The organism is Lacticigenium naphthae DSM 19658 (genome assembly GCF_000425865.1).
GTDB classification, from domain to species: Bacteria; Bacillota; Bacilli; order Lactobacillales; family Carnobacteriaceae_A; genus Lacticigenium; species Lacticigenium naphthae.
Genome location: NZ_AUEG01000016.1, coordinates 1 through 22075, shown reverse-complemented (window position 1 = coordinate 22075; position 22075 = coordinate 1). Strand labels below are relative to the sequence as shown.

Annotated in this window: 18 protein-coding genes; 14 read left to right on the top strand and 4 right to left on the bottom strand. The window is 36.5% G+C overall.

Features of this window, described 5'->3' with window-relative positions:
• Positions 1–53 precede the first annotated feature (53 nt).
• On the bottom strand, positions 54–2708 hold the full coding sequence (locus H626_RS0108715; RefSeq protein WP_027109024.1) for a YfhO family protein: 2655 nt from the start codon (positions 2706–2708) through the stop codon (positions 54–56).
• Between the two features lie 176 nt (positions 2709–2884).
• On the opposite strand from H626_RS0108715, the gene H626_RS0108710 reads away from it, so the two are divergent.
• Positions 2885–5014, top strand: coding sequence for a peptidoglycan D,D-transpeptidase FtsI family protein (locus tag H626_RS0108710; RefSeq protein ID WP_027109023.1), 2130 nt, complete (start codon positions 2885–2887; stop codon positions 5012–5014).
• 99 nt (positions 5015–5113) lie between these two features.
• Here H626_RS0108710 and H626_RS0108705 read toward each other — a convergent pair whose 3' ends face one another.
• Positions 5114–5620, bottom strand: a complete 507-nt coding sequence (locus tag H626_RS0108705; protein ID WP_027109022.1) for a hypothetical protein — start codon at positions 5618–5620, stop codon at positions 5114–5116.
• 15 nt (positions 5621–5635) lie between these two features.
• Positions 5636–5989, bottom strand: coding sequence for a helix-turn-helix domain-containing protein (locus H626_RS0108700; protein WP_027109021.1), 354 nt, complete (start codon positions 5987–5989; stop codon positions 5636–5638).
• A 207-nt stretch (positions 5990–6196) separates the two neighbouring features.
• Between H626_RS0108700 and rpmG the strand changes: the two genes are divergently transcribed.
• The 9 genes from rpmG to H626_RS0108655 all read left to right on the top strand — a co-directional run bounded on the left by rpmG (position 6197) and on the right by H626_RS0108655 (position 15281).
• The gene (rpmG, locus tag H626_RS0108695) at positions 6197–6346 is read left to right on the top strand and encodes a 50S ribosomal protein L33 (RefSeq protein WP_027109020.1); all 150 of its coding nucleotides are present in this window, start codon (positions 6197–6199) and stop codon (positions 6344–6346) included.
• A gap of 184 nt (positions 6347–6530) precedes the next feature.
• Entirely contained in the window at positions 6531–7184 is a 654-nt protein-coding gene (locus tag H626_RS0108690; RefSeq protein ID WP_156883299.1) for a rhomboid family intramembrane serine protease, read from the top strand.
• A 30-nt stretch (positions 7185–7214) separates the two neighbouring features.
• A complete protein-coding gene (locus H626_RS0108685; RefSeq protein WP_027109018.1) occupies positions 7215–8192 on the top strand; it encodes an ROK family glucokinase in 978 nt (325 codons plus the stop codon).
• 160 nt (positions 8193–8352) lie between these two features.
• A complete protein-coding gene (locus tag H626_RS0108680) occupies positions 8353–9474 on the top strand; it encodes a YqgU-like beta propeller domain-containing protein (protein WP_027109017.1) in 1122 nt (373 codons plus the stop codon).
• Between the two features lie 74 nt (positions 9475–9548).
• Positions 9549–9938, top strand: coding sequence for a rhodanese-like domain-containing protein (locus tag H626_RS0108675; protein WP_035619098.1), 390 nt, complete (start codon positions 9549–9551; stop codon positions 9936–9938).
• Between the two features lie 448 nt (positions 9939–10386).
• Positions 10387–11619, top strand: coding sequence for an arginine deiminase (gene arcA, locus H626_RS0108670; protein WP_027109015.1), 1233 nt, complete (start codon positions 10387–10389; stop codon positions 11617–11619).
• 44 nt (positions 11620–11663) lie between these two features.
• Positions 11664–12680 (top strand): ornithine carbamoyltransferase, encoded by a 1017-nt coding sequence (gene argF / locus H626_RS0108665; RefSeq protein WP_169449788.1) that lies wholly within the window; start codon positions 11664–11666, stop codon positions 12678–12680.
• Positions 12681–12756: 76 nt separating this feature from the next.
• Positions 12757–13698, top strand: a complete 942-nt coding sequence (gene arcC, locus H626_RS0108660) for a carbamate kinase (RefSeq protein ID WP_027109013.1) — start codon at positions 12757–12759, stop codon at positions 13696–13698.
• Positions 13699–13769: 71 nt separating this feature from the next.
• Positions 13770–15281, top strand: coding sequence for a YfcC family protein (locus H626_RS0108655; protein WP_027109012.1), 1512 nt, complete (start codon positions 13770–13772; stop codon positions 15279–15281).
• A gap of 101 nt (positions 15282–15382) precedes the next feature.
• Here the strand turns inward: H626_RS0108655 and H626_RS0108650 are convergent, their stop codons facing one another.
• Positions 15383–16663, bottom strand: coding sequence for a Y-family DNA polymerase (locus H626_RS0108650; RefSeq protein ID WP_084140212.1), 1281 nt, complete (start codon positions 16661–16663; stop codon positions 15383–15385).
• 181 nt (positions 16664–16844) lie between these two features.
• Here H626_RS0108650 and miaA point away from each other — a divergent pair, with 181 nt between their 5' ends.
• From miaA to glnA, 4 genes are all read left to right on the top strand, one after another.
• Entirely contained in the window at positions 16845–17777 is a 933-nt protein-coding gene (miaA, locus tag H626_RS0108645; protein WP_027109010.1) for a tRNA (adenosine(37)-N6)-dimethylallyltransferase MiaA, read from the top strand.
• 4 nt (positions 17778–17781) lie between these two features.
• Positions 17782–19023 carry a GTPase HflX gene (hflX, locus tag H626_RS0108640; protein WP_027109009.1) on the top strand — a complete coding sequence of 414 codons (1242 nt, stop codon included), beginning with the start codon at positions 17782–17784 and terminating at the stop codon, positions 19021–19023.
• Positions 19016–20266: a methionine gamma-lyase family protein gene (locus tag H626_RS0108635; RefSeq protein ID WP_027109008.1), complete on the top strand. Its 1251-nt coding sequence runs from the start codon at positions 19016–19018 to the stop codon at positions 20264–20266. The genes hflX and H626_RS0108635 overlap by 8 nt, the downstream gene beginning before the upstream one ends.
• Before the next feature lie 96 nt (positions 20267–20362).
• Positions 20363–21700: a type I glutamate--ammonia ligase gene (gene glnA / locus H626_RS0108630; RefSeq protein ID WP_027109007.1), complete on the top strand. Its 1338-nt coding sequence runs from the start codon at positions 20363–20365 to the stop codon at positions 21698–21700.
• Positions 21701–22075 lie beyond the last annotated feature (375 nt).

Sequence of the window (22075 nt, the reverse complement as noted above, 5' to 3'; positions counted from 1 at the left end):
GCAAGATGCACTTCATTGAAATTACGGAGTAGATACTCCCATCTCCATCTAGTTTAGCGCGGGTCATTTTTATAGTTAAGAAATAATAGAATCCCCAATGAGATAATGGTGATCATCATTCCTATAATATGATAAGTAGGGATAAAAGACAGTTCGATCGTTTGTTTAGTTGATTCAATGGGTACGCCTACTAAACTATCAAGAACTTTTATGGTAGCTACATCTTCCCCATTAACTGACGCTTTCCAATTTTTACTATAAGGGATAGTGAAAACGGCTATTGATTGGCCAGGTAAGGGGGTCATGGTTCCTTTTATTGATAAGTTGGTCATTTTTTCTATTTGTATATCACTTTTTTGAATTTCTTTAATGGCTTCCTCAAAATGTGCGAAATTCAGTGAGTACAGCTCTATTTCAGTAACATCAATTTCTTCTGACTTTAATTCTATTGTAAATTGACTACCAAATTCGTCCGGGACACCTAAATTTAACACGAGCAGATCATGATAGGTCTTGTACTGGTAAAATGGTTGACCATCTAAAAACAAATTGACATCTTCTTTTTTTATGTGTGCAGGAAACGTTAAATAATAAGGTCCAGAAAAGTCTGGGACGAAATTCAACATTGCTTTACCTGGAATGGAAGTATCCATTTTTTTGAAATAGTGTCTGTTTCCTCTTTCAATTCTTTCAATATTTTCCAATTTAAAAGAGCCCATAGTTTTTTTATGGAAAAAATTTATCGGTGTATTCAAAATACTTCTGAAAATATCTTCTTGATATAATAATGGATGAGCATGAATATTTTTTAGAGAAGCTAATTTTTCATGGCTCCCAAATCCAATACTCAAAGCATAGGGATTTTGGTGTATAACCATATCAGTAATGGTATTTTCTATAGGATAAAATTGAACGTCAGGTTTAGTTTGAACTGGTGTCAGTAACTTTGTTGGGTCGTTAAACTGCCTTTGTATTGTTGGAGGATAATATTTTTTATGAGAATAACTGTCACTAAAATAATACCCGATCCCAAAGAATGCGTCCGTCAAAAGAGTTCCATTTGAATATACAGTGAAACCATTTTTTGCAGGGAATCCCAATTGTCCAAATAATTCAGGGACAACACTCTCAAAGGTAGAAGAGAAGTGTGTCACACCTTGATAGTTGACTTGGTGACTATCATTTTTTGAACGATGATACGTTTTTTCTAAACGGTAAAATGTATTTTCTGTTGTAAAATTATCCATTTGATTCGCTAAAGTCTGTTGATCCTGAACAAAAGTATCTTGATCAACATAACCTAAGCGTGAGAAGACGATCCCAGCATTGAAACTGAGTTCACTTAACGAAACGATCAGTATCAAAAGCAACCCGATCTTGTTTAATTTTTTTCTGAAAAAAAGCAAAAACAGGAGGCTCGTGAAAATAGCTACCGTGACTATGATTTGATTGAAATCCAAGAATTCAACGTTCTGCTGCCATACATAATAACTCATAGATACAAATAACAATCCAAGAAGGATATAATATCGTTTCTTAACTCCTTCGATCGCTAAATAGGACTTATAGGCTAAAAGGATAGTAAAAAAACTAAACAAAAATGAAAAACGATGGGGAAACCAAACTGGAAATTGAAAAGCGTGCCATAACTTATTCAGCCCTTCGAGATTAAAAGAGAAAAGAAAGATACTGAATAAAAATAAACTCGCTAATTTATCTTTTAAAGGGATACGCTCATTAAAAAAATAAAAGAAGAAAAGAATGAGAGTAAGAGAGCCTGTAAAAATATTGGGTTGGCCATTCGGCATTTGATCAAAATTAAATGCTCCTACATATAACTTAGACAAAATTTCCTGTAAAGGCCAAAGGACGGTCCAACTCCATTGGTTTGAGCCATAGGTAGCTTTGCTTTCCAACAATGAAAAGAATGTGGGAACTAATAGAAAGGCTGCTATTCCTGCACTCAGTATAGAATAAAGAATAAACTGAGCAACTGTTTTAATCAGGCGAGTTTTTTTTTCGAGAAAAATATAATAAAAAAAGTAGAGAATCAGAAATAGACTGATCATAAAACCGATATAATAGTTTGTAAGAAAGATCAAACTTAAGGAGCCAATATAAAGATGATATCGATTGAGGTCAATTCCTTTTTCAAGACCGAGTATGACTAAAGGGAGTAAGTAAAGTCCATCCAACCACATCAAATTTGATTGGTAAATTATCGAGTAACTCATTAGAGCGTAACTTGTTGAAAATAGTGGGATCAAATCTTTATTATTATTATACGATTGTTGGAATTGTCTGGAGTATGTAAGGTAGAACGCCATCGTCAAACTCATTAAACCAGTTTTCATTAAGGTGATGAGCAGGATGACTTCTGGAAATTGAGGAGGTTTCACTAGCAAAAATAATAGATTAAACGGACTCATCAAATAATATGCCCATAAGCCAGTCATTTCTCCGCCTAAAGATTTGGTGAATGAGTAGATCATTCTACTGGGAGAATGGAGGAGTGTTTCTCTATATTCAGCGTATAAGTCAATGTATTGTTGACCAAGATCGATAGTAAGTAAAGATTCTTTTCCGAAAGGGTATATCCCTCTCAGTGCATATAGAATCAACAAAAGGAATACGGGCAACAAGAAAGAAAGGATTCCGGTGAGAATAAATTTTTTGTTAGGAACACGTTTCATACTAGTTAGTTGCATGTTTATTCTCTCCATTTCTTCCTTTTTTATAAACAATAGCACAAATTTTGAGAGAGTGGTACTGAACTATCAATGAAAAAAGGTATAATGAGAACTTGATGAAACGGATATAGTTTTTTTGTAGTTAATTTGTTAGAATAGTACAAGTATTTGCAAACAGAAAGGACCAGGAATAGATGAAAAAACCGAGTCAAACAAAACAAACCAACAAAAAAAAGAAATCACATATTCCTTTTCGCTTAAATCTATTATTTTTTATAGTATTCGCTTTATTCTCCGCGTTGATCATCCGACTTGGGTATCTTCAAATTGTTAAAGGAGAAGAATTTGTTGCAGAAGTGGGACGTACAGAAACCACTGTTGCAACTGAAAACGTGCCAAGAGGAGAAATTTTTGATTCCCAATACCGTAAAATAGTAGCAAATGAACCGCATCAAGCAATTATTTATACTCGCGGTAAGGGCGTGCCCGGAGATGTGATGGCCGAAACTGCTATGAAATTAGCTGAGCTGATTGATATGCCTCATACTGTACGCTGGACTACTGATATTAAAGAATACGATATCAGTGTAAGAGATTTGAAAGATTATTGGTTGGCACTCCATGCTGAAGAGGCTAGTGATCGTTTGTCAGATAAAGAAAAAGAATTGACAGGGTCAGAGTTATATTTGACTCAAGTCGATAAGGTTACAGAAGAGGACATAAAATTTGAACCGGTAGAGGAAGCGGCAGCTGCTATTTTCAAGAGAATGAACGGGGCGTATGCACTGTCAACAGTCAATATTAAAAAAACCGATGTGACCGATGAAGAAATTGCTCGCGTAAGTGAAAGACTGAATGAGCTTCCAGGGATCGATACAAGTACAGATTGGGTACGGACATACCCTCAAGAAGATATGCTGAGAACGATTTTAGGAAACGTTACGGATGAAGACAGTGGTATCCCCGCTGACAAAGAAAAAACATATCTTGCTAATGGGTATGCCAGAAACGATCGAGTTGGATCAAGTTATTTAGAAGAACAATATGAAACAGTTTTGAGAGGATCTAAAGCAAAGGCGTATACAGAAACGAATAATGATGGCGATGTTATCAACCAGGTCGAACAGTTTTCAGGTGAAAAAGGAGCCAATTTAGTTTTATCGATAGACAGTAAATTTCAAGCAACGGTTCAAGATATTGCAAAAGATTCCTTGCTTCAATATCGAGAAGGTGACAATGACCGGATATATGTAGCGGCGATGGATCCGCAGTCGGGCGAAGTTTTAGCAATGACCGGCCAGAGATACGATAAAGAAAACAATGAAATCGTCGACCAGACACGGGGCGTCATCCAAGATTCTTTCGAAATGGGGTCGACGGTAAAAGGCGCAACGTTGCTCACAGCTTATATGGACGGTGTGTTGACATCTTCCAATAACGTGCTTGTTGATAGACCTTTAGATCTTGCTGGAGATAAGGATATTTCTTCCTTGTTTAACCCATATGGGTCTGTAACCATTGATGACATCATTGCTTTGGAGCGGTCTTCAAACGTCTATATGGCACTCATGGCTGCGCGTATGGGTGGAATAAGTAATTTTCAACCAAATCAAAGCTTCCCGAATAATTTCCATAAAGTAGTATTGGATAAATTTAGACGTTCTTTTGCGCAATTTGGTTTAGGTGTTCAAACGGGCATAGATTTACCAGGTGAGAAGACCGGTTACGTTGGAAATGCTACAAATCCAGGTGAAGCTCTTTATTTCTCTTTTGGACAATATGATACGTACACTACGATGCAATTGCTCCAACACATCTCTACGATTGCTAATGATGGAGTAAGAATAGCTCCACGTGTAGTGAAAGAAATACGTAGTACGGCTCCCGATGGAGAAATCGGAGCACTACTCACAGAAACAGATAAAGAAGTTTTGAGTACACTTTCTGTCGAAAAAGAAGATTTGGAACGTGTGCAGAAAGGATTATATGAAGTTGTTCATGGATCAAACGGTACCGCCAGAAGTGCTTTTGTAGGGGCATCGTATGATGCAGCAGCTAAAACAGGAACGGCGCAAGCCGCTTATCAAGGGAAATCTGTTACGAATAAAACATTTGTGGCTTATGCTCCATACGATGACCCTGAAATAGCCATTACCGTTGTTGTTCCATGGTTACCTAATTCGAATTCCAATTACCAAAACACTGCGGTTGCGCGTCAAGTATTGGATGCTTACTTTAAAGAGGGCGAGTATGCGGAAGACTCTATCGTGATCGAAGAGGTAACGCAAGAAGAGGACCTTGAAGATCAAGAGAGCAATGAATAACAACCGGAAAAAATAGTTAAATTGCTTCAGACTGATAGTAAACTTCAAACGCAAAAAACCCGTCTATTCTTAATACGAAAATAGACGGGTTTTTTGATATTAATTTGTTAATGCTTGAGCAATTTCTTCAAATGTCATAGAATCATCTACTGAAAAACGTCCAGGTCTTATTTTTGTAGTATATCCATTATTAGCCATGAACTCATCAAAATCAGTCCCGGAATCAACAATACCTTGGTTGACTAATTGATTTGTAGCAATACTGCTTGGTTGTCCATCTTCAATGATTATAGTGGTTTGAACAATTTTGTCAGTGTTGTCAGCTTGAATTTCTTCCGTTTCCGTTTCATTCTGACTATCTTCACCAGTATCTTGGACATTTTCTTTGGAACTATCTAATTCAGAAGTGAGTTTCTCTTCTTCGGATAGATTTGCAACCTCTGTTTCAGTCAATAAGTCTTCGTACAATTTTTTGTAATCTTTTGCATCGTTTTGCGCCGTTGGTGTTGATGCTTCGGTATCATCGACGAGCAAATCATAGCCACTTAATAGGATGCTTGAAGCTAAAAAACCTACAGCTATGTATCTAAGTGCTTGCTTATCCATTTTTATTTATCTCCTTTATAAACCTTGTGCTATATATTGATCGACAATACTTTTTACTGTTGCGGGGGCTACGTTCGTTTGAACAGCAATATCTTCAATTGGATGACCTTGAGTATAAAGTGTGATGATTTGTTTCTTTGATAATCCCAACACGTTTTTTGAAAAACTCTCCTGCGAAGACTCAATACTTAATGACTCTTCAACAGTAGCCAAACGGGTTTTTACTTGATGTATTTCTCGCATTTGCTGCAATGCTAGTTCTTCCAATTCTTCTTGCGCATGAGAACTTTGATTGATCACGAAGAAAGAGGCGATAAAGAAAGCAATCGCTAACAAGGTCAATAAAATAATAATTAAACTTAAATCCACAATTTCCACTCCTTTGTTTTCATTCTTTAAAATTCTATCATAGTTGACGGCTCTAAAGAAGACTAATTTTCACTTTCATTTAAATGTAAAGTAAAAAAACTTTACAAAATAAAAAAAAACTGGTTAAAAGTAAAAAAACATGGTATCATGTTGAAGTCGGAGGGATAAAAGTATCCTTCACTATTGTATTCGTTTGGAGGGAAAACCATGCGCGTAAATATTACTCTTGAATGTACAGAATGCAAAGAACGCAACTATATTTCGACTAAAAACAAACGTAACAATCCAGAACGTTTGGAAGCGAAAAAATATTGCCCACGTGAACGCCGTATTACGTTACATCGTGAAACAAAGTAATCTTACGTGAAAAACCAGGGAAACCTGGTTTTTTTTATTTTTTTTAGGTAACGCTAACAATAGGTAAATAATTTCTTTTATTTTATCCTTTAATATATATGGTATAATTTTTTCATAAATATGTTTATCTCTAATAGAAAGGATTTTCCTTGTGAGTAATCTTTCAAAAATAAGAACGAGAAGAATGCTGAACAACCCGTTTATTACTTATGGCTTCTTGACTATTCAACTAGTGCTTTTTTTAATGATGACAATTGATGGAGGTTCAACTAATCTCTACACTTTAATTAGATATGGTGCAAAATTTACTCCCTTAATTTTAGAAGGAGAGTGGTTCCGATTTGTTACGCCCATGTTTTTGCACATTGGCACCATGCACTTAGTGATGAATTCAATTATTCTTTATTATTTAGGGACACAATTAGAGAATGTATACGGTCATTGGAGATACTTTTTAATTTATATACTTAGTGGAATTATGGGGAATGTAGCTAGTTTTGCTTTTAGTTCTGCCGTCTCAGCAGGTGCAAGTACGGCCCTATTTGGTCTTTTTGCAAGTACTATTGTTTTAGCAAAATATAATCAACGTAATCCTGCGATTCAATCGTTAGCGAAAAATTTTACGGTATTAATAGTTATCAACTTAGTTTTTGGTTTATTTAACCCCACTACCGATATGGCTGGTCATGTTGGAGGGTTGATTGGAGGCTATTTTATGGCTCATGTAGCTATTAAAAGAGTGTATTCTCCAGACAAATTACAACAGCGTATCATTCATGGTGGTTTATTTGCAATTACTCTAGGTGTTTTACTGTATTTAGGCTTTTTATTAAATTAAATAAATGAAATTATATAAGGAGGACTGAAAATGAGCAAGAAAATTATCGGAATTGATTTAGGTGGAACAACTATTAAGTTTGCAATTTTAACTGAGGAAGGAGAAATTCAAACGAAATGGAGTGAACCTACTGATATTACGGATGAAGGTCAACATATTGTTCCTACTATAATAGCTTCTATTAATGAACATTTAGAAAAATATAGTTTAAAATCAGAAGACTTTATTGGAATCGGAATGGGATCGCCGGGGACTACAGATAATATCAAAGGTACTGTCATAGGTGCTTACAATCTGAACTGGAAAACCCTCCAACCGGTCAAGAAATTAATTGAAGATGGCACACATATACCGTTTGTGATCGATAATGATGCCAATGTTGCAGCATTAGGGGAACAGTGGTTAGGTGCTGGAAATAACGAACCAGACGTAGTTTTTGTAACGTTAGGAACAGGTGTGGGTGGAGGAATCATCGCGGATGGTCGTCTGCTACACGGAGCAGGCGGTGCAGCTGGAGAAATTGGCCATATAACCGTAGATCCTAATGGATACGAATGTACATGCGGGAAAAAAGGTTGTTTAGAAACCGTTGCAAGTGCAACTGGTGTAGTTCGTTTAGCACGGGATATGGCAGATGAATATGCGGGAGACTCAAACCTCAAATACAGTATTGATGATGGACAACTCATTGACGCTAAAGATGTATTCGACGCAGCCAAAAATGGGGATGAGCTAGCTTTAAAAGTTGTAGACAAAGTCAGTTTTTATCTCGGATTAGCTTGTGGTAATATTGCAAATATTTTGAATCCTGCTTCCATAGTTTTAGGCGGAGGAGTATCCCAGGCAGGGACATTTTTATTAGAGAGAGTTCAAGAATATTTCAATTCATTTTCTTTCCCTACGATTCGTGCAACTACAACTATTCGTCTAGCAGAATTAGGCAACGATGCAGGAATTATCGGAGCAAGTTCTTTAGTGAGAAAATTCAAACCAGAATTAAGTGAATAATCGCAAATAATTGATTTTTATAAAAAAGGCAACTTCCCATCACACTGATCAATGTGATAGGAAGTTGCTGTTTTTATATGAGCAGTTCAATCTAAAAGTAGAAACGATTATGGTATAATTTCCATAAGGACAATAAGATTTAAGTGAAGTTGGTGAAAAAATGGGATGGAACCAGTTAAAACAGAATAAAGGTAGTTTTATCATTCTTTTTTTTAGTGTGCTCTATCTTACTGGTTGTACCAATGAACCAGAGGAAGCACCACCTACTGATGAGTTGATTACCGTAGAAACTTTGGATATACCAGAGGAAAATTTTAGAAAAATTGTAGGTTGGTTAACAGACGAAGAAGTGCTTGTTCATACTGGGGATGAAAAAGGGGACGTTCTTTTCAGCTACCATATACAGTCTGGTGAAATGAAAAAAATTATTGAAAAGCCTTCATATTTTTTAACTACAAACATATTAAAAGATCAAAAATTGATCTTTTTACAAACTGTAGAAGAGAATAGTTCGCTAATTAATATTGTAGATTTTGAAGGGAATACAATCAGTGAGAACACCTTACCAACAAATGGATATTTGACTACAGATTGGAATAAAGACAATGATAAATTACTGTTTTTATCTTACTATGATTATAATGATACAGAAGAAGAGGTTGTAACGAATATCTGGAATAGTGAAACAAATGAGTTAACAGAAATAGTTACCCCTTCATTAAATCCAAAGTGGTATTCTTCTAATCTTTATTTGTACGTCGATAATCAAGGAGACTCTAGTCTCGAAGCGGGGCATCTTTATTTAGGCGATTTACGCAATGAAGGCGGAGATTTACTTATTAATTATGAAGTTTCTGACTTTTTCTTGCATGAAGATACTTTTATAGCATTTACCTCATCCGATATATCTGAAGATGATATGCTTCTGACATATGAATTTCCCTTTATGGTAGAAGGTGATTTTCTAACTATTCCAAAAGTGACAATGAATGATCGATTAATTTTTCCTTATATCGACCAAAGTAATCGTGGAGGTAAAATTCTAGCAGTGATTTCGAAAGAAACTGTACAACTTGAATCTGAGTCTGGGGATTTTGAGTTAGTAGAGCTAGACTTTGAAAATGGGACGATCGAATCGATCATCGATGTCCCTGACTATGCACCCATCAGTCTTTCAGAAAACGAGAAATTCGTATTGTACGGTTGGCGGAATGAATTTTTTGTCGATGTAGAAAACAAAACTATGGTCCCCTTTATTCAACAAGATTATAAAAAAAGGTAGATTAATAAGAGAAGATTGTGTAAAATAATTATTTAGAGAGTGATTTTTGAAAGGGGAACTTTGTTTTGGACATAATGACCATTATCAACACAATTTTATGGGGAGCCATAATTGTTTGGGCAATCTATGAAATCATACAGTATTTTCGAAGGAAAAATGCTGCCGATGAACTAACAAACGAAGAATTTAAAGAAAATATGCGTAAGGTTCAAATTGTTGATGTGCGAGAAAAAGCTGATTTCGATGCTGGACATATATTAGGAGCAAGGAATGTTCCATATACTCAACTTAAACAACGAATGAATGAATTAAGAAAAGATACACCTATTTATTTATATGATGAAAAGAAAGCTATTTCTTCTCGTGCGTCTTTATATTTAAAGAAAAATGGCTATACTCAACTTTACCGTTTGAAAAATGGCTATTCTAAGTGGGATGGAAAGATCAAGAAAAGTAAATATTGATTCCAAGACAAAAGATTCCTTTTTTAGGAGTCTTTTTTTATACATAGACTACAGTTCGAAAATAAATAACTAATTCACAAGAAATCATTCTTGTTTGGAAAAAAACAATCTAAAAAGCATAAAGTTTCGTAGCGATATTGGGAAAAGAAACCTTCAATAAAAAATTTGTTGTAAAGAATTTATATATCTATGAATGTCGATATATAGGTGTTTGTACAGTATTTAAGAGAATTCTAATTTATTTCTTATAGAATATTTAGTTTAAATATTTGATGAATATTTAGCTGTATATCCACTAAACAGTCCGTAAAATTGGTTTAATATACAAAAAAATGGATTTTTAAACAAAAATACAAACAATCGCTATCCATACGCTAAAGAGAGGGCTTACATTTTGCTGGTGAAAATGCTATCATAAAGTCGTACCAAAAATAGAGGAGGAAAAGTAATGACAGAACAAACTAAACCGATTCATGTTTTTTCTGAAATAGGAAAACTTAAAAAAGTTTGTATTCACCGTCCAGGTAAAGAGTTGGAAAACTTGATGCCCGATTATCTAGACAGATTACTGTTCGATGATATTCCATATCTTGAAGGAGCTCAAGCTGAGCATGATGCTTTTGCTGAAGCACTACGCGAAAATGGAGTAGAAGTATTCTATTTAGAAAAATTAGCTGCAGAGGCAATTGATGCTGGAAATGTTAAAGAACAATTTGTTGACAAATGGATCTCAGAAACTGGTATCGTATCAGAAAACGTAAAAGCTATTGTAATAGAAAAGCTATTAGAAATGGATACTTTTGAGATGGTTCTTAAGACAATGGAAGGGTTCAAAAAATCAGAAATCAGTACCGAACATTTAAACTCGTTAGCAGACTTGATTGAAACGGATTATCCATTTTTGGTTGATCCAATGCCAAACCTATACTTCACACGTGACCCATTTGCAACAATGGCTAACGGTGTGACCATCAACCAAATGTTTTCAGAAACGCGTAACCGCGAAACGATCTACGGTGACTACATCTTCAAATATCATCCAGAATACGGCGGAGATAATGTTGATAAGTTCTATAGCCGTGACGAAGAAGATCGGATTGAAGGCGGAGACGAATTAGTCCTTTCGAAAAAAGTTCTTGCTATAGGTATATCACAACGTACAGATGCTCGTGCAGTTGAAACACTTGCAAAACGTGTATTTGAAAAAGGTGCTTTCGAAGAAGTGTTAGGTTTCATGATCGGTGAACATCGTAAATTTATGCATCTAGATACTGTTTTCACAATGGTCGATTATGACAAGTTCACTATCCATCCAGAAATTCAAGCAGGATTACGTGTATTGTCATTAACTCAAGGTGAAGATGGTGAAATCAAGATCGTTGAAAAAGAAAGCAATAAACTCGATGAAGTTTTAGCGGAAGCATTAGGATTAGATTCAGTAACATTGATTCCTTGTGCTGGTGGTGAAATCGTTGGAGCCGCTCGTGAGCAATGGAACGATGGATCGAACACATTGGCAATTGCACCCGGTGTTGTTGTGGTTTACGATCGTAATCCGATTACTAACCGATTACTAGAAGAACATGGGTTAAAATTGATCAAAGTTAAAGGCAGTGAACTAGTGCGCGGTCGTGGGGGCCCACGGTGTATGAGTATGCCTTTAGAAAGAGATGATATATAATATATTTATAAAAGAAAGAAACAAACAAAAAAATGGAGGAATGAATTATGACAAGCATTTTTCAAGGACGTAGTTTACTAAAAGAAATCGACTTTACAAAGGAAGAGTTAAATTATCTGATTGATTTTTCAGCTCATTTGAAAGATTTGAAGAAAAAAGGTGTTCCACACCGTTATTTAGAAGGTAAAAATATTGCTTTATTATTTGAAAAATCTTCTACACGTACACGTTCAGCATTTACTGTTGCTTCCATTGATTTAGGAGCACATCCTGAATATTTAGGCAAAGATGATATTCAATTGGGTAAAAAAGAATCCGTTGAAGATACTGCTAAAGTATTGGGAAGCATGTTTGACGGGATTGAATTCCGTGGATTTAAACAAGAAAATGTGGAACTATTAGCCGAGCATTCAGGCGTTCCTGTGTGGAATGGTTTGACTGATGAATGGCATCCAACTCAAATGATCGCAGACTTTTTAACATTAAAAGAAAATTTTGGGAAATTAGAAGGATTAACACTTGCTTACACAGGAGACGGACGCAATAATGTTGCCAATAGCTTACTGATCACTGGCGCAATTTTAGGAGTCAATATAAACATTGTTTCTCCTGAATCATTATTCCCAGATGAAAAATTAGTCGATCAAGCTATGAAATATGCAGAAAAAACCGGAAGTAAAATCCTTATTACTGATGACGTTAAAAAGGGTGTTGAAGGAGCAGATGCACTTTATGCAGACGTTTGGGTTTCAATGGGTGAAGAAGATAAATATGAAGAAAGAATCAACTTATTGACACCGTACCAAATCAATATGGATATGATGAAAGCTACTGGAAAAGACGAAACGATTCTCTTGCATTGCTTACCAGCATTCCATGATACAGAAACGATCCAAGCTAAAATGGTAGAAGAAAAATTCGGAATCGGCGAAATGGAAGTAACTGACGAAGTATTTAGAAGTAAACATGCGCGTCAATTTGACCAAGCAGAAAACCGCATGCATTCTATCAAAGCAATTATGGCAGCTACTTTAGGTAATTTATTCATACCTAAAGCATAATAAAACTAGATGAAATGGGGCACTGGCTGGATAGTATCCAGCCAGGTCTTTAAAATTATTGAAAGTGAGTGATTCTATGGGAAAAAGAAAAGTAGTCGTGGCTTTAGGTGGAAATGCAATTTTAACGGATGATGCTTCTGCTAAGGCGCAGCAACAAGCGCTTGAAAATACTGCAGAGTATCTTGTTCAATTTGTGGAAAACGGAGACGATATTGTAGTATCTCATGGTAATGGCCCTCAAGTCGGGAACCTTTTACTTCAACAAGAAGCTGCAAACAGTAAAAAAAACCCAGCAATGCCTTTAGATACATGTGTAGCGATGACGCAAGGAAGTATCGGTTACTGGCTGCAAATGGCTCTATCTAAAGCACTCTCAAAACATGGATTGAAAAAAGAAGTAGCTTCTATCATTACACAAGTTGTAGTGAGTGAAGAAGATCAAGCTTTTAAAAACCCAAGTAAACCAATTGGCCCATTCTTAAGTGAAGACGAAGCTAAAAAAGAAATGGAACAAACAGGAGCTAAATTTATAGAAGATGCTGGACGCGGATGGCGTAAAGTCGTTCCTTCTCCTAAACCTATTGGGATAAAAGAGCATAATATTATCCAAACATTGGTGGATAATGGGATCATTCCTATTACTGTTGGTGGTGGAGGCATACCTGTCATTCAAAAAAATAATGATTACATTGGTGTAGAAGCGGTCATCGATAAAGATTTTGCTTCTGAAACCTTAGCAGGTACTATTCAAGCTGATTTATTGGTTATCTTAACTGGGGTAGATAATGTAATGGTCAACTATCAAAAACCAGATGAAAAGAAATTGGCGAAAGTTAGTCTTTCTGAAATGAAACAATATGTAGAAGAAAAACAATTCGCAGCAGGAAGCATGTTACCGAAAGTGGAAGCAGCGATTAAATTTGTAGAAAAAAATCCTGACGCAAAAGCAATCATTACTTCTTTAGAAAATATTCAAGCTGCAATTTCTGAAAATGGTGGTACAATTATAACTGCTTAGTCATAAAATTATAACTACTTAGTGATCACTAAGTAGTTTGAATTTATTATATTTCACAGGAGGGATATACAATGAGCACTACTGACAAAGTAAAGAAAAAACTGTTTTCCATGCCTTCATCTTTTACCGTTCTATTTATTATCATTGCAATTATGGCTGTTCTTACATGGTTTGTACCCGCAGGAAGTTATGAAGTCGATGAAGCTGGAAGTATTATGTCTGGGACCTTTAGTTACGTAGATCAACAACCCCAAGGGATTTGGGATGTATTCATGGCACCTGTAAAAGGTATGATTGGTACTGAAGGAACCCCTGGCGCTATCGAGGTTTCATTATTCATCTTAGTTATCGGTGGATTTTTAGGTGTTGTAGATAAGACAGGTGCATTAGATGCTGGGATCGCTCAAGTTGTTAGCGCAAATCGTGGCAAAGAAAAAATGCTTATTCCTATCTTGATGTTTATATTTGCTTTAGGTGGAACAACTTATGGAATGGCAGAGGAAACGATCGCATTCTATCCGTTGATTATTCCGGTCATGATAGCCGTGGGATTTGATACACTCGTAGCTGTCTCTGTCGTTCTCTTAGGTGCAGGTGTTGGGGTGCTAGCTTCGACGGTCAACCCATTTGCAACAGGGGTTGCTTCTCAAGCGCTCGGCATCAGTCCAGGAGAAGGAATCATCTGGCGTTTGATCATGTTCGTAGTTTTATATGCAATTGCAGTTGCTTATGTTTATCGCTATGCTATGAAAGTCGAAAAAGATCCAGAAAAATCCTTAGTCTATGAAGATTTCGAAAAAAATAAAGAAAAATTTAAAATAGAAAAAACAGAAGAAAAAATGAATTCTCGTCAAAAAATTGTTATTGCATTATTCGGTTTGTCTTTCCTCATCATGATTCTTGGATTAGTTCCATGGACAATGTTGAATGAAAATTGGACTATTTTTGAAACACTTAATGATGGATTAATGAGTATTCCAGTGTTAGGAACTCTGCTAGGGCAACAAATGGTTCCTTTAGGTGACTGGTACTTCATGGAAATCACGATGTTATTCTTCATGATGGCTGTTATTATTGGTTTATTCTATCGCATGCCTGAAGGTGAAATTGTAGAAAGTTTCATGAGTGGAGCAAGAGACTTGATGAGTGTTGCTTTAGTTGTAGCTATTGCCCGCGGAATTCAAGTGGTAATGAATGAAGGAAGCATCACAGCTACAATTTTACACTTCGGAGAAGTAAATCTATCTGGTTTATCTCCGGTGTTGTTCTCAGTACTCACGTATATTTTTTATATTCCAATGTCCTTCTTGATTCCATCAACTTCCGGACTTGCAGCAGCAACGATGGGGATCATGGGACCTCTAGGAGTATTTGTTGGGGTTGCTGAACACATAGTTATTACTGCTTATCAATCTGCAAGTGGTATTGTTAACTTGATTACACCGACATCTGGAGTAGTTATGGGAGCTCTAGCAATCGCAGGAATTAGCTTAACTACTTGGTGGAAATATACAGCTAAGTTAATTGTTATCATCTTTGTAGCTTCGAGTATCATTATCGGAATTGCAACTATGTTTAGTTGATCATAAATTAAACAGTAAAAATAGTATACTCGACCCCAAAAGGTAAACTTTTGGGGTTTTTGTATAAAATATTTTAGTAGTGTAGAGTTTGACTAGAAAGTTTATCCTTTATGACCCCCTACCAAGTCGCTTCGTTTTATAGCTGTGGCTCCTTTTGTTAGACTACTTGCGTGCACAAGAGAAGCATAACCATACTTGTTTCGGACTTGATCTACAACATTGTCCAATAATTCACGGGTGATTGTTTCTTCTGGATCTTCAAATAGATCTAATTGCAATTCTGTTTTGTGACGAATTTTTCCACACCGTATAGATACTTGGCGAACAGGATAGTTCACATAATATTTCCTGAATAAAGACAGGGAGGTTTCGATAATTCTTCTCGATTGATTTGTTGAAGGGATCTTCATTTGATGACTGAATCCTTTTACTACGATATCTTTTGAGAAGCCGATTGAAATATGAATCAGCCCAGACTCCGCGTGGTGCTGCCGCAAACGAGCCGCAACTTGATCAGCCATTTCACGAATAACGACCTCGACTTCTTCTTGAGTTTTATAGTCTCTGTCTAATATTTGACTTTTCCCATACGAATGGGAAATTGGCGTATATTTTCGAGACAGGATGCTACGATCAATTCCATGTGTATGGTAGAAAAGTTGCTCGCCAATAACTCCATATAATTTTTTTAACTTTTTTACATCATATTGAGAGAGTTGATAAACAGAATCAATTCCTAGTAAGTGAAGATTATGAGCTGTACGACTCCCTATACCCCACATATCGTTCAAGGGATGGATGTTCCATACTTTAGTTCGAACATCTTCGTAGTGCCACTCCGCAATATAGCGATTACTCTGATCGTTTTTGGCTTCGTTATCGAGTGCCAACTTTGCTAATAAGGGATTATCACCGATCCCTATAGTGACAATCAGGTGCAACTTCCTCCAAATTTTTTCTTGAATTTTTTTGGCGATTTCATTGGTGCTTCCATACAGTTTTTTTGAGTGTGTAACATCCAAGAAAGATTCATCAATACTATATACATGCAAATCTTCATTGGATACAAACTCTCTGAAAATGTCAATGATCATTAAGTTTACTTTTATATATAAACTCATTCGAGGCTCTACGATCTGAATAGGAGAAGAGAAAGGGATCTCAAATCTCCGAGAACCGGTTCTAATATTAAATTCTTTTTTTACTCGCGGAGAAGCCGCTAAAACAAGCCCGCCTTCCTGATTTGGTTTACTCATCACTACAATATAAGATTCGAGTGGGTGAATCCCTCTTTTTGCAGATTCAACTGATGCGAAAAAAGATTTTACGTCAATGCACAGTATATCTCTCCTTGGCTCAGCGGAATAATCCATATCGATCATTTTTAAGCACCTCCTTCTCTCTTCTAATTATACGAACATACGTTCCTTTAGTAAAGTGAAAGTCTTTTAATTTTAGAAATTTAAAGGTAATGAACGGATATGTTATAATGGCAATACTTAATTAATGTAAAAAATTAAAATATGCAATTATATAGATAACTAAAGGAGAAAAAAGTTGAAAATGAAAGTAATCGTAATTGTGGGTCCGACTGCTGTCGGAAAAACCCGTTTGGGCATAGAATTAGCAAAACAATTTGACGGCGAAATTATTAGTGGCGATTCGATGCAAATTTATCAAACGTTAGATGTTGGGACTGCAAAAGTGACCAACGAAGAAGCTGAAGGGGTCCCACACCATCTTATTGATACAAAAGAGGTGACCGAAGAGTATTCAGTAGCGGATTTTCAAAAGGAAGCACGGGAAAAAATCAAAGAAATCACAAAAAGAAATCGAGTGCCTATTATAGTAGGAGGAACAGGATTATATATTGAATCTTTGCTTTATAATGTTTCACACGGAAAGGGTAGTCAAAAAGATAGCCAATTTAGAAAAGAAAAAAATGAATTAGCAGATAAAGCAGGAAATCAAATTTTGTGGGAAGAATTGAAAACAAAAGACTCTAAAGCTGCTGAAACTATCCACGCAAACAATCGACGACGAGTCATTCGAGCCTTAGAAGTTATTCACACAAGCGGGGAAAAATACTCTGACTTGCAACAAGAAAAAACAGACTCTCTTTATGATAGTTACACGATTGCCTTAACTACTGACCGATCTATGTTGTACGAGCGGATCAACACAAGAGTCGATTGGATGATGCAGGATGGATTACTAGATGAGGCAAGAGCTTTGTGGGAAATAAGAGCAACCGTTCCCCAAGCTAGTAGAGGAATTGGGTATAAGGAACTGTTCTCATACTTTGATGGAACGGTGACGCTTGAGAATGCAGTCGAAACAATCAAACAGAATTCAAGACGTTATGCCAAGCGACAATTGACTTGGTTTAGGAATCGTGTTGAAGTAACACAATGGGCAGACTTGATCGAAAGACCTCAGGAGATCAATAATATAAAAAAACGAGTCGCTATATTTCTTGAAAACAGAGGAGAGTAAAATAATGGGAATTAAAAAAAATTATGAAAAAGTTATTATTGTAGGTATTCAGACTAAACAGCCAGACGATCGATTTGAGTATTCTTTGCTAGAATTAAAACTATTGGCAGAAAATGCTGGGGGCGAAATTGTAGGGGAAGTAACGCAAAAAAGAGAGAAAAGAGATTCTAAAACGTACATTGGTAAAGGAAAATTAAATGAGTTAAAAGACTTAGCAGAAGAAGCTGAAGCTACAACGGTTGTCTTTAATGAAGAACTTTCACCTAGCCAAGTTCGAAATATTCAAGAAGTGATCGATTTAAAAGTAATCGATCGTGTGCAATTGATACTTGATATTTTTGCAGTGAGAGCCAAAAGTAAAGAAGGACGTTTGCAAGTACAATTGGCCCAGTTGCATTACTTACTACCAAGATTATCCGGTCAAGGTGTCAATCTTTCCAGATTAGGTGGGGGGATTGGGACAAGAGGTCCCGGAGAAACGAAGTTAGAAACAGACCGTAGACACATTCAAAACCAAATCACAGATATCAAACACGAGCTGAAAAAAATTGAAGAACATAGAGAAAGAAGTAGAAGTCAAAGAAAAGCGAGTGGAGTTTTCCAAATAGGTTTGATCGGATATACTAATGCTGGAAAATCAACTTTATTAAACTCACTGACTGATGCACAAACGTACGAAAAAGATCAGTTGTTTGCTACATTAGACCCTCTCACACGTCAAATGGTTTTACCGACTGGAATGAAAGTGACGTTAACAGATACGGTTGGATTCATTCAAGATTTGCCGACACAATTGATCGAGTCTTTTCAATCTACCTTAGAAGAAACGAAAGAAGTCGATTTATTGATTCATGTATTGGATGCTTCTGCAAAAGATTTAGATGGTCATGAAAAAACAGTTCTGGGCTTAATAAACGAATTGGATATGCAAGATATTCCGCGAATAACAGTTTATAATAAAAAAGATTTAGCAACTGACTTCCACCCTGGAATTTTTCCGAATATTTTAATATCAGCTCAAGATACTAAAGATATCGAAAAGTTACAAGAAGAAATAATGAAAACTTTGAAAACTATATTGGTTCCTTATGAATTAGAGATTCCTTCGGATAAAGGAGATTTATTGGTTCAATTAAGGGAACAAACCTTTTTGGAAGAACAACCCTATGACCCAGAAAAAGGAGTCTATTTAGCGAAAGGATATGCAAAAAAAGAATCGAAGTGGATAGGAGAACTCAATGAGTAGTGAGCAAATGTTCGGAGCGGAATTAGCAGAAACAATAAGAGAAACTGAAAAGCAAATTGAACAAAAAAAAACACAGATTCATGAACAAGTACTGTATCATCAGAATAATGTGCTGAAAAGTTTCAGAAAACACAAGGTCTCTCAAGCTCATTTACTTGGTACAACAGGTTATGGTTATGATGATTTGGGAAGAGATACCTTAGACAGAATTTATGCTGATGTATTTGGGGCAGAGTCCGCAATTGTACGATCACAAATCATTTCGGGGACACATGCTATAGCAACTGCGCTTTTTGGAGTCCTACGTCCTGGGGATGATTTATTATATATTACTGGCGAACCATATGACACTTTACAGGAAGTAGTCGGCCTAAGTGGAAATGGGATAGGTTCTTTCAAGGAGTACCAAATAGGATTTGATAGCATCCCACTAACATCTACAGGCAAAGTTGACTACAAGGAAGTGAGAAATAAACTAACTGCGGAAACGAAAGTTGTAGCGATTCAACGATCGAGAGGTTATGCGTCAAGACCTTCATTTACTATTAAAGAGATTGAAGAGATGATTCAAAAAGTTAGAGAAATTTCACCAGATTGTATTGTTTTTGTGGACAACTGTTATGGAGAATTTGTTGAGGAGAAAGAGCCAACACAAATAGGTGCAGATCTGATAGCAGGTTCTCTAATTAAGAACCCCGGTGGAGGTTTAGCAAAAACAGGTGGTTATATTGCTGGACGGAAAAACTTAGTAGAAAAATGTGCTTATCGATTAACGAGTCCTGGAATCGGGAGAGAAGCAGGAGCGTCAATAGATGTATTAGCTGATATGTACCAAGGTTTTTTTCTAGCACCACACGTGGTTGGAGAAGCCTTAAAAGGCGCGATTTATACGGCGGGATTGTTGGAACGCCTGGGTGTGAAAACTGAACCCAATTGGGATGGATTTCGTACCGATTTGATTCAATCGGTTGATTTAAAAACAAAAGAACAGATGGTGAAATTCATTCAAACAATCCAAAAATATTCTCCTATAGATGCTCATGTGTTGCCAATAGGAGGATACATGCCTGGGTATGAAGATGACATTATAATGGCAGCCGGGACATTTGTTCAAGGTGCCAGCATCGAATTATCTGCGGATGGACCTATCCGTCCACCTTTTACTATCTATCTACAAGGTGGATTGACTTATGAACATGTAAAATTAGCTGTAAGCTTTGCAGTGAAAGAATTATATTTTTAAGAATGATTTTTGATGCATACCATTTGACTCTTAAGTTATTTTACTTTAGCGTAATGTATGAATAAACTAACTTAGAAAGGGACGGTGTGCAAAAAAATGTCACCCTATACCAAGCAAGAAATTAGTAAGCAAGCAAAAGAGGAAAATGTCCGATTTTTACGACTCATGTTTACAGATATCGACGGAATTGTAAAAAATGTCGAAGTTCCAATAAGTCAGTTAGGAAAAGTATTAAATAATGAAATGGCTTTTGACGGTTCTTCGATTGATGGATTTGTAGATATAGACAAAAGCGATATGCTTCTGTACCCGGATTTATCTACTTGGTTAATTTTCCCTTGGACTGTAGGGGAAGGCGGAAAAGTCGCACGGTTTATCTGTGACGTATACAATACAGACGAGACACCTTTTGAAGGAGATCCAAGAAGCAATTTAAAAAGAATTTTAAAAGAAATGAAACAAGCTGGTTTCACTGAATTCAATTTAGGTCCCGAACCAGAATTTTTCTTATTCAAGTTAAATGACGAAGGCCAACCTACTAGAGAACTAAATGATCATGGCGGCTACTTTGATTTTGCCCCAACGGATCTCGGAGAAAATTGTAGGCGAGACATCGTTTTAGAATTAGAAGCTTTAGGATTTGAAATTGAGGCAAGTCATCATGAAGCTGCACCAGGGCAACATGAGATTGATTGGAAATATGCTGATGCTGTCGAAGCATGTGACAATATTCAAACATTTAAAATGATTGTAAAAACTGTTGCACGCAAACACGGATTATTTGCGAGCTTCATGCCTAAACCAGTAGAAGATATCAGTGGTTCAGGGATGCATTTTAATATGTCACTATTTAACGAAAAAGGCAATGCATTCTATGATGAAAACGATGAGGAAGGATTAAGTAATACTGCTTACCAGTTTATGGGCGGCATTTTAGAACATGCAAAAGCTTATACCGCAATCTGTAATCCTTTGGTCAATTCATATAAACGCTTGACGCCTGGTTATGAGGCACCTGTTTATGTTGCTTGGAGTGGCACGAATCGGTCGCCCCTGGTGCGCGTTCCCTCCTCAAGAGGGAATTCAACACGTATAGAACTACGGAGTGTAGATCCAGCAGCTAATCCATATTTAGCATTGAGTGTTTTACTAAAAGCTGGTTTAGAGGGGATCAAGCAAGCAAAATCCGTACCAGCTCCGGTAAACAAGGACATTTATTCGATGACTACGATTGAACGGTATGAAAATGAAATCGAATCATTGCCACAATCGCTAAATCAAGCTTTGAAAGCTTTAAAAGGGGATAAAATTATTCAAGAAGCTCTAGGAGAGCATATATTAGAAAGATTTATTATTGCAAAAGAAAGAGACTGGGCGTCCTATAAGAAATCCGTTACTCAATGGGAAAAAGATCGATACTTCAAAACATATTAAATTATTTGATTTTACTAAATGATCAAAAGGAAACCAATACTATTGGTTTCCTTTTTTTGTTGGTGCGCCCGGCATGGGCGACAACTTGGTGGTGAAAGTCCACTACAGACTTGGCAGTAGGAACTGTTAGCGAAAGTCAAGGGTGTCCGCCGTGAGGCGGAATCTGAAGGAAGACGGACGCAAATGCTTGCACTGACGAACAGAAACTTCATACAAAGGCTGAATCAGGACGGATGAGCTTGCCAAACAAAGCGAAGTCCGATACTGCCCGAATCCTGTACAGTAAATGGAGCAGTGACATGAGCAGAAGGTTGTCGTTCTTACCCGGGGAGGTCTCGTCAGCGCTTAGTAGTAACAACGAATGGCGAGAAGTCA

Coding starts and splice junctions, on each gene's coding strand:
- rpmG (WP_027109020.1), top strand. CDS start 6,197: ATGCGCGTAAATATTACTCTTGAATGTACAGAATGCAAAGAACGCAAC.
- H626_RS0108715 (WP_027109024.1), bottom strand. CDS start 2,708: ATGCAACTAACTAGTATGAAACGTGTTCCTAACAAAAAATTTATTCTC.
- H626_RS0108705 (WP_027109022.1), bottom strand. CDS start 5,620: ATGGATAAGCAAGCACTTAGATACATAGCTGTAGGTTTTTTAGCTTCA.
- H626_RS0108710 (WP_027109023.1), top strand. CDS start 2,885: ATGAAAAAACCGAGTCAAACAAAACAAACCAACAAAAAAAAGAAATCA.
- H626_RS0108675 (WP_035619098.1), top strand. CDS start 9,549: ATGACCATTATCAACACAATTTTATGGGGAGCCATAATTGTTTGGGCA.
- H626_RS0108680 (WP_027109017.1), top strand. CDS start 8,353: ATGGGATGGAACCAGTTAAAACAGAATAAAGGTAGTTTTATCATTCTT.
- hflX (WP_027109009.1), top strand. CDS start 17,782: ATGGGAATTAAAAAAAATTATGAAAAAGTTATTATTGTAGGTATTCAG.
- arcC (WP_027109013.1), top strand. CDS start 12,757: ATGGGAAAAAGAAAAGTAGTCGTGGCTTTAGGTGGAAATGCAATTTTA.
- H626_RS0108650 (WP_084140212.1), bottom strand. CDS start 16,663: ATGATCGATATGGATTATTCCGCTGAGCCAAGGAGAGATATACTGTGC.
- H626_RS0108655 (WP_027109012.1), top strand. CDS start 13,770: ATGAGCACTACTGACAAAGTAAAGAAAAAACTGTTTTCCATGCCTTCA.
- miaA (WP_027109010.1), top strand. CDS start 16,845: ATGAAAGTAATCGTAATTGTGGGTCCGACTGCTGTCGGAAAAACCCGT.
- H626_RS0108635 (WP_027109008.1), top strand. CDS start 19,016: ATGAGTAGTGAGCAAATGTTCGGAGCGGAATTAGCAGAAACAATAAGA.
- arcA (WP_027109015.1), top strand. CDS start 10,387: ATGACAGAACAAACTAAACCGATTCATGTTTTTTCTGAAATAGGAAAA.
- H626_RS0108685 (WP_027109018.1), top strand. CDS start 7,215: ATGAGCAAGAAAATTATCGGAATTGATTTAGGTGGAACAACTATTAAG.
- glnA (WP_027109007.1), top strand. CDS start 20,363: ATGTCACCCTATACCAAGCAAGAAATTAGTAAGCAAGCAAAAGAGGAA.
- H626_RS0108690 (WP_156883299.1), top strand. CDS start 6,531: ATGCTGAACAACCCGTTTATTACTTATGGCTTCTTGACTATTCAACTA.